Source organism: Streptomyces bobili (assembly GCF_002154575.1).
Lineage (GTDB): Bacteria > Actinomycetota > Actinomycetes > Streptomycetales > Streptomycetaceae > Streptomyces > Streptomyces bobili.
This window is the reverse complement of the sequence record NZ_MUBA01000444.1, coordinates 1-8321: the sequence shown is the minus strand read 5'-3', so window position 1 is coordinate 8321 and position 8321 is coordinate 1. Positions and strand designations below refer to the sequence as shown.

The window sequence follows — 8321 nt, the reverse complement described above, 5'->3', positions numbered from 1 at the left end:
TCAGCGAACTCGTGACGAACGCCCTGCGGCACGCCACCGGTCCCATCGGGGTCCGCCTGGTCCGGCCCGCCGGTCTGCCCGAGGTGCTCCTCGTCGAGGTGTCCGACCCGGTCTCGGAACCGCCGCGAGAGCGTGCCGCCCGGCCCGAGGACGAGAGCGGCCGGGGCCTGCAACTGGTCGCCTCCTCCTCGCGCCGCTGGGGGAGCAGGCCCGACAGTCCGGGTAAGACGGTGTGGTTCGAACTGGCGGTCCCCGGTTGAGATCCACCGGGTCCCGAGACCGGGAACGAACGACCGAGACAGACACCGAACGACCGAGGCCGGGAACGAACGACCGAGACGGGGCCGGGAACGGGGACGGGAACCAGGCCCGGAACGCGCCGGGGACCGGTACCTCGGCGGCCCGCACCCGTCCGTCCGGACATCAGTCCGGCGACCCGTGCCGTCAGGTGTGGTTCGACGACGTGTCCGCTGGTTAGAAGACTGGAAGTGTTGTCACGGGACGGTCCGAAAAAAGCCTGGACCGTGCTGTGATCGTGAACACCGTGTCGTGCGGCGCCGTAGTGCTGGATACTGCGGGCAGCCGCAACCGGTGACCGGTGCCGGGCGCGGTGAGCTGGAGGGGACGGTTCGCGTGAGCGAGATACCAGCGAAGGCCACGGAGTCCGAGGACCCGTCGGACGGCGCGAGGGCGGAGACCGCGAGTGCGCTCGCGTGCGACGCCGGACACACCCTTGCCGACGGCGAGGGTGAGGTGCCGGTCGGCGACGCCCTGTGGCAGAGCAGTCCGCCCGGCTCCATCTACGACTACATCAAGGTCGCCTCCTTCTCGATCGGCCCCGACGGTCTCGTCGACCAGTGGAGCCTGCGCGCCGAGCAGATCTTCGGCATCCGCGCCGACCGGGCCGTCGGCATGGACCCCATCGACGCGTTCGTCGACCCCGACCGGCGCGAGCGCGGCCAGCGCAAGATGGCCGAGATCCTCGACGGCCGCGAGTGGACCGGCGTCGTCCCCTTCCGGATGCCTGCCTCCCCCGACGCCGGGGACGGGGCGCGCGGCGAGCAGGGCCTCGCCGAGGTGTACGTCATGCCGACGCGCACCCAGGAGGGCGAGAAGGCCGCCGTCTGCATCGTCGTGGACGTCCGCACGCTCCGCAGCATCGAGACCGACCTGGCCGCCTCGCAGGCGATATTCGGTCAATCCCCTTTCGGCTTCCTGCTGATCGACCCCGAACTGCGGGTCCGCCGCGCCAACGAGCGGTTCGCTTCCATCTTCGGCGGCACCCCCGACGACCACCGCGGCAAGGGCGTCCATGACTACCTGCCGAGGCCCGAGGCCGAGCGGGTCAGCGCGGTCCTGCGCCGGGTCCTGGAAACCGGCGACTCCATCACGGACATGCACGTCACGGGCTTCGTGCCGGGCTCCGAGGAACGCCGCCACTGGTCCGTCAACCTGTACCGCGTGCACAGCGGTTCCGGCCGGCCCATCGGCATCGCCTGGCTCGGCACCGACATCACCGCCCGCCGTGCCGCCGCCCGCGAGGCCGCCGCCGCACGGCGCAACCTCGCCCTGCTGAACGAGGCGGGCGCCCGCATAGGGAACTCCCTCGACCTGGAGACGACCGCGCGCGAACTCCTCGACGTCGTCGTGCCCGGGTTCTGCGACCTGGCCACCGTCGACCTCTACCAGGGCCTCCTGGCAGGCGACGAGACCCCGCCGGGACTCGCCGACGGCAGCGCCGAGCTGCGCCGGGTGGCCTTCTCGTCCGCCGTGTCCGACGGGCCCCTGACCGGGAGCGGTACGGACGTGGCGGTCGGCGCGGTGCACCACTTCCCGTTCAACTCGCCCCACGCGGACGCCCTGCGCACCGCCCGCCCGGCAAGCATCCCCGGCGAGGAGGGCGGCCTCGTGCAGTCCACCCTCGCCATTCCGATGGTCGCTCACGACACCGTCGTAGGACTCGCGCAGTTCTCGCGGACGAAGGGCAGCGAGCCGTTCGGGGACCGGGACCGGGATCTCGCGGTGGAGCTGGCGGCGCGGGCGGCGGTCTGTATCGACAACGCGCGGCTGTACCGGCGCGAGCACGAGCGGGCGTTGATGCTCCAGCGGTCGCTGCTGCCGCCGGGCGACCCGGTCGCCTCCGGCCTGGACATCGCCTGCCGCTACCTGCCGGGCAGCGTCGCCTCGGGACGCCCCAGCGAGGTCGGCGGCGACTGGTTCGACGTCATCGAACTGCCGGGGCACCGTACGGCGTTGGTGGTCGGCGACGTGATGGGACGCGGACTGCGGGCGGCGGTCGCCATGGGCGAACTGCGCACCGCCGTACGGACCCTCGCCCTGCTCGACCTCGAACCGGCGGAGGTCCTCTCCGCGTTGGACGAGATCGCGCGCGGCCTCGGCACCCCCGGCGGCGTCCAGCAGGCCACCCGTGCCGCCCGCCGGCCCCGCGAGGCCGACCTGTCCGAGGTGTACCTGGCGACCTGTGTGTACGCGGTGTACGACTCGGTGACCCGCAGGTGCACCTTCGCCAACGCCGGCCATCTGCCGCCCGTGCTGGTCGAACCCGGCGAGCCCGCGCTGATGCTCGACGTACCGCCGGGCATGCCGCTCGGCGTCGGCGGGGAGCCCTTCGAGGAGGTCGAGGTCGAACTCCCCGAGGGCGCGCTGCTCGCGCTCTACACGGATGGACTGGTCGAATCCCGCGACCACCCCCTCGACGAGGGCCTCCAGGCCTTCGTGGGAGCCCTGACGGACCCCACGAGCCCCCTGGAGGACGTCTGCGACCACGTCCTCAACACCCTCGACACCCACCACGGCGAGGACGACATCGCGCTGCTGATGGCCCGCGTCCAGGGTCTGCCCGCCGACTCCGTCGGCGACTGGACGCTGCCGCGCGAGCCGCGCAGCGTGGGCCGTGCCCGCGAGTACGCCCGCGGGCAGTTGCTCAGCTGGGACATGGAACCCCTCGTCGACACCACGGAACTCCTCGTCAGCGAACTGGTGACGAACGCGCTCCGCTACGGCGAGGGCGAGATCAGACTGCGGCTGCTGCTCGACCGCACCCTGGTCTGCGAGGTGTGGGACTCCGGCCTCGTCCAGCCGCGCCGCCGCCGCGCCCGCGACACCGACGAGGGCGGGCGGGGCCTCCAGCTCGTCGGCCTGCTCTCCGCCGCCTGGGGCTCCCGCCGCACCCCCCGCGGCAAGACGGTCTGGTTCGAACTCCCCCTGCCCGACGGCGAGAGCGGTCTCGCGGACCCGGCGGAGGCGCTGCTGAGCCTGTTCTGACAGGCCCTAGGCCCCCGGTGGTGCCTCGGACGCGCCCGGTCGGCCGGTGAATCCGGCCGGGTGGGCGTTCTCCGGGTCCTGCGCGGGGACGATGCCGCCCAGGACGGCGCCCGCCGTGCCTGCCGTGTGTGCCGCCGCGGGGACGGGCGCCTCGGTGTAGGGGTTGCCCCGGACGCGTACGTCCTGTTCGGCCAGGGCGCGGGCCTCCAGGGCCAGGGCGTCGGCCTCCACGCTGTCGCCGGCGGTCAGGAGGCGGTGGGCCTCCGCGAGGCGGGTGCGGGCTTCGGCGCCGACCGCGCCCCGGTGCGTCGCGACGAAGCCGGCCGCCGCGGCCGTGGAACTGCGGGCGGTGAGCCGGGCGGCGGCCGTGAGCACCGCGGCCCGTGCCGCGTCCGGCACCGCGATCGCGCGCACGACGCGGCGGAGCACGCCGACCGGGTCGTACGGCCGGCCCGACGTCAGCTCCTGGCGTACGGAGGACAGGACCGAGTCGGCGTGCAGGACGTGGGCCAGAGCCTCGCCGCCGGTGCCGGCCGTGTCGCGCAGCGGGGCCAGTGCGGCCTCCGCGCCGGTCAGCACGGCCGGGATCAGCCCGGCCGCCTCCCGCAGTTCGCCGGCGGTCCGCTCCACGGCGTCGACGAGGACGGCGGCCTGGGCGACGGCGCCCTCGGCGGTACGCAGTTGCCGGGCCGCCTCCTCCGGGTGGCCCGTGTCGTCCGCCTGGCGGGCCTGGTTGAGCCGGACGGTGGCGAACACCAGCCGGTCCTTGGCCTGTTCGACGTACCCGGTGACGGAGGCGCTCGCCGTGGCCGCGTACCGCTCACGCAGCTCGCCGAGGACCGCCTCGGCCGCGGCCGTGCGCCCGGTCAGTTCCCGGAACCGCGCCTCCGCGACCCCCAGCGCCGCACCGACCCCCTGCTTCAGCCCCCGCAGCCGCCGGAAACCGTCGGCCGCCGCGTCCAGCCGCCGTTCGGCCTCGGCGCACCGCCCGACGATCCCGGCGAGCGCCTGCCGCCGGGCCGCCGGGTCCTGCGGTACGCCGTCGTCGTAGCGCTGCCGCATGCGGAACGCGGCGGCCAGTTCCCGCTCGGCCTCGCGCAGCGCACCGGCGAAGGGCGCCATCGCCTCCTCGCCGAACAGCTCGCGCGGGAAGCCGAGTTCGTCGCGGGCGGCCCGGACGCGGTCGTCGGCCGCGACGAGGGCCGCGCGGGCCCGGTCGTCCGGGACGCGGGGTTCCACGGGCGGTGGGGAGAGGGCGGCGCCGCCCGGTGTCGTCCGGGTGCGGGCGCGGCGGACCCGGCGGACGTAGCCGTACCCCGCGAGCGCCCCGGCCGCGCCGGCCGCGACGAGCGGCAGGACCAGGTCGGCGGTCGACGCGCCGTCCTCCGTGGGTGCCGCGGCGGCCGGAGAGGAGGCCGCGGGACTGGTGATCGCAACCGGAGCGTCCGTCCGCGTCGTCATCCCCGGCAACACCAGCCACACGAACCCCGTGGTTCCGCCCAGCACGGCGAGCACCACCCGCGCGGACATCTGCGGACCGGCCCGCCGCGACCGGCCTCGGAGCTTGGACGACGTCACATTTGGGAGCGTATGGCCGCCGATGCGGCCACGCGAGCGGGATGCACCCGGACCGGGACCCGTGGGGCGGGCGACACAGAGGGGGAACAGTGACGGACCAGTCCACCGGTACGGACGCGGAGGAGACGCCCCGCACGGACGCGCAGGAGCCGCACACGGAGGCGGAGGAGACGCCCGGCGCGGAGGCCGGGGAGACGCCCGGCACGGCCGCGGAGGCGGAGGCCGAGGCGGAGAAGGACGTGACGCCCGAGGAGGCGGCGGCCCTGCTGCGGCGCCGCCGCGTCCGCCGCAGGATACGGATCGCCCTGGCCGTCCCCGTCCTCCTCCTCGTGCTGCCGGTCCTCGTCGCCCTCACCGCCCTGCGGATCAACTACATGGGCGACCCGGCCGACGGCACGTACACCCGTGGCAAGGACGCCATCTGGCTCGGCCACGCCTGGGTGGACGGCCGCAAGAAGGACGCCGACGTGACGGCCCTGGCCGCCCGGCTCAAGGACACCGGCATCCGCGACCTGTACGTCCACTCCGGGCCCCTGGAGCACGACGGCACGCTCCCGGCGGCGTCGTACCCGAACGCCCGTTGGTTCATCGCCGCCGTCCACCGGGAGATGCCGCAGATCCGGGTCCAGGCCTGGCTCGGTGACGTGCTCGCCAGCGAGAGCCCGCACGGCATGCGGCTGGAGCGCGCGGCGACGCGCGAGGCGGTCGTAAGGTCCACGCGCGAGATCCTCGCCACCGGCTTCGACGGCGTCCACTTCGACCTGGAACCCCTGCACTCGGGCGACCAGGACTACCTGACCCTCCTCGACGCCCTGCACCGCGTCACCGCCGCCCAGGACGCGCCCCTGTCCGTCGCCGCCCACCAGATCGACCCGGTGCCCGGCTTCCACTCCTTCTGGGGCACCACCACCGGCCACCCGAAGTGGTGGTCGCAGAAGTTCTTCGGCGAGGTCGCCCGCCGCGTCGACCAGATCGCCGTCATGTCCTACGACACCATCCAGCCGCTGGAGGGCACCTACGGCGGCTATGTCGCCCAGCAGACCTCGCTCGCCCTGGAGGTCACCCCGCCCTCCACCGACCTGCTGATGGGCCTGCCCTTCTACCACGAGAACCGCTTCGGCCACTGGAATCACGCCGAGACCGTCCCCGCCGGCGTCCGGGGCGTCCGCCTCGGCCTGTCCCGCACGGACGCCGACCGCGCGAACTTCGGAGTCGCGCTGTACGTGGACTTCGCGGCGGAGGAGGCGGACTGGACGGCGTACCGCGAGGGCTGGGTGCGCTGACACCGGCTCCGGCGTCCCGGCACGCGCGGCCTTTCGGCCCGTCACCTGGGACGCCATCGAACGGTCGCCGGGACGTCACGCGAGCTTTGCTTCCCAGGCTGCCAGTGTTGGTTGTGCGTGGTCGGGTGAGCGCCCTAGCGTCCAGATCTCCTATCCCTGTAAGGGTCACACTCTGATGCGATCGCTACTCACCAGTAAGGCCGTCCGTCGAGCCCTGCGCCCGGTGGCCGAACTCATCGACCAGCGCATCGAGCGCCAAGTGCGCCGCGCCGTCCGCGACGAGCGCGGCGTCACTCCGGACGTCTCGCTCGAAGCGGTACAGCGGGAACTCCAGACGCTCCGCAACCGCCAGCGCCCCCTGGAACTCCTCTTCGACGGCACCGGGCGCGGCATGGCGCGCATGCCGTCCGCGACCCACCTGAACCAACTCATCGACGAACTCGCCGCGGTGACCGGAGACCGGGACGACGCCGAGCGCACCGCCGCCCAGGCGTTCCGGCTGCTCATCGCGCTGGAGGCGCTCGGCGTCGGCCGGATCGCCGGCGGCACGATGAACATCGTCGGCAAGCTGTCCGCCGTACCGCTGCTCGATCCGCCGAACGACGACATGCTGGAGATCGGAACCCTGTACGGGATGTTCGGCGCGGCCCTCGTCCGCATGATGGAGCGGGCGGGCCGCGACCCCCGGCTGACGATCGTCGACCCGCTCGCCGGGACCCAGTTGCAGCCCGGCACCACCATGTCGGACGACGCCTCGGGCACGCCCGTGCGGGAGGCCGCCGTGCGCACCAACCTCTCCCTGGCGGGCGCGGCCGGCGCCGCGACCCGGATCCAGCAGGGCTTCTCCGAGGACCCCGAGGTGCGCGCCCTGGTCTCCGACCGCTCCTACGGCGTGATCATCGTCGACGGCGACCACTCGGCCGCCGGTGTCGCGGCCGACCTGGAATGGGCCGAGAAGATCGTCGCACCGGGCGGCATCGTCGTCCTGGACGACTTCGGGCATCCCAAGTGGCCGGGCATCAAGGAGGCGTTCGACAAGCACATGACCACCGACACCCGGTTCACGTTCCTCGGCAGTGTGGCGCACTCGGGGTACCTGCGGGCCTCCTCCTGACCCCGTCCGCAGCGGCCCTCACTCCGGCGAGGTCCGCCGCCTGATCTTGTTCCCGAGCCAGACGAGCGGGTCGTACTTGCGGTCCACGGCCCGCTCCTTCAGGGGGATCAGCGCGTTGTCCGTGATCTTGATGCCCTCGGGGCAGACCTCCGTGCAGCACTTGGTGATGTTGCAGTAACCGAGGCCGTGTTCGTCCTGGGCCGCGCGCTTGCGGTCCAGGCCGCTCTCCTCGGCCGCGTCCAGCGGATGCATGTCCAGCTCCGCGACCCGCATGAGGAACCGGGGGCCGGCGAAGGCCGCCTTGTTCTCCTCGTGGTCGCGGACCACATGGCAGGTGTCCTGGCACAGGAAGCACTCGATGCACTTGCGGAACTCCTGCGGCCGGTCCACGTCCTCCTGGAACATGCGGTACTCGCCGGGGCCCACCCCCTCGGGCGGCACGAAGGCCGGGACCTCCCTGGCCTTGCGGTAGTTGAAGCCGACGTCCGTCACCAGATCGCGGATCACCGGGAAGGCCCGCAGCGGGGTCACGGTGATCGTCTCGTCCCGGTCGAACACCGACATGCGGGTCATGCACAGCAGCCGCGGGCGGCCGTTGATCTCCGCCGAGCACGAACCGCACTTGCCCGCCTTGCAGTTCCAGCGGACGGCCAGGTCTGGCGCCTGGGTGGCCTGGAGCCGGTGGACGATGTCGAGGACGACCTCGCCGTCGTTGACCTCCACCCGGAAGTCCGCCAGGCCGCCGCCCCGGTCGTCACCCCGCCACACCTTGAAACGGGCCTCGTAGCTGCTCACTCGTACAGCTCCTCTTCGGCGAGGTACTTGACCAGCTCCTCCTTCTCGAAGAGGGCGAGCAGGTCGGGGCGGATGGGCTCGGTGGTCTCGCGGGTGAGGGTGATCCGGCCCTGTGCCGGGTCGCCGGCCGACAACCCGTCGGCCGGGTCGGTCAGCGAGCAGAGCAGGTTGACGTTGCGCCAGCCCCGGTCCATCGACGGATGGTCCTCGCGGGTGTGGCCGCCCTGGAGCGCACCGAGTCGCGCGGCGGCCACACCCGCGAGGAC

Annotated in this window: 6 protein-coding genes and 1 pseudogene; 4 read left to right on the top strand and 3 right to left on the bottom strand. The window is 73.3% G+C overall.

What is annotated here, in order from left to right; translation table 11 throughout:
• Both BZL64_RS29655 and BZL64_RS29650 read left to right on the top strand, forming a co-directional pair.
• On the top strand, positions 1 to 260 hold a 260-nt coding region (locus BZL64_RS29655), incomplete at its 5' end, for an ATP-binding protein (protein WP_143663344.1).
• Positions 261 to 633: 373 nt separating this feature from the next.
• Positions 634 to 3285: a SpoIIE family protein phosphatase gene (locus BZL64_RS29650; protein WP_086772238.1), complete on the top strand. Its 2652-nt coding sequence runs from the start codon at positions 634 to 636 to the stop codon at positions 3283 to 3285.
• A gap of 6 nt (positions 3286 to 3291) precedes the next feature.
• On the opposite strand, the gene BZL64_RS29645 is transcribed toward BZL64_RS29650, so the two are convergent.
• Positions 3292 to 4863, bottom strand: coding sequence for a hypothetical protein (locus BZL64_RS29645; RefSeq protein ID WP_244205543.1), 1572 nt, complete (start codon positions 4861 to 4863; stop codon positions 3292 to 3294).
• Between the two features lie 89 nt (positions 4864 to 4952).
• Between BZL64_RS29645 and BZL64_RS29640 the strand changes: the two genes are divergently transcribed.
• Positions 4953 to 6146: a glycoside hydrolase family 18 protein gene (locus BZL64_RS29640; RefSeq protein WP_425276087.1), complete on the top strand. Its 1194-nt coding sequence runs from the start codon at positions 4953 to 4955 to the stop codon at positions 6144 to 6146.
• 175 nt (positions 6147 to 6321) lie between these two features.
• Complete coding sequence (locus BZL64_RS29635; protein WP_086772237.1) at positions 6322 to 7260, top strand: class I SAM-dependent methyltransferase; 939 nt, start codon at positions 6322 to 6324, stop codon at positions 7258 to 7260.
• Between the two features lie 18 nt (positions 7261 to 7278).
• On the opposite strand, the gene BZL64_RS29630 is transcribed toward BZL64_RS29635, so the two are convergent.
• Together BZL64_RS29630 and BZL64_RS29625 are read right to left on the bottom strand one after the other, a co-directional pair.
• The gene (locus tag BZL64_RS29630) at positions 7279 to 8055 is read right to left on the bottom strand and encodes a succinate dehydrogenase/fumarate reductase iron-sulfur subunit (RefSeq protein WP_086772236.1); all 777 of its coding nucleotides are present in this window, start codon (positions 8053 to 8055) and stop codon (positions 7279 to 7281) included.
• Positions 8052 to 8321 (bottom strand): annotated as a pseudogene (locus tag BZL64_RS29625) (fumarate reductase/succinate dehydrogenase flavoprotein subunit); the annotation flags it as partial. The gene BZL64_RS29630 and the pseudogene BZL64_RS29625, both read right to left, overlap by 4 nt.

Excerpts from the sequence above, each read along its gene's own strand:
- BZL64_RS29635 (WP_086772237.1), top strand. The coding sequence starts at position 6,322 with ATGCGATCGCTACTCACCAGTAAGGCCGTCCGTCGAGCCCTGCGCCCG.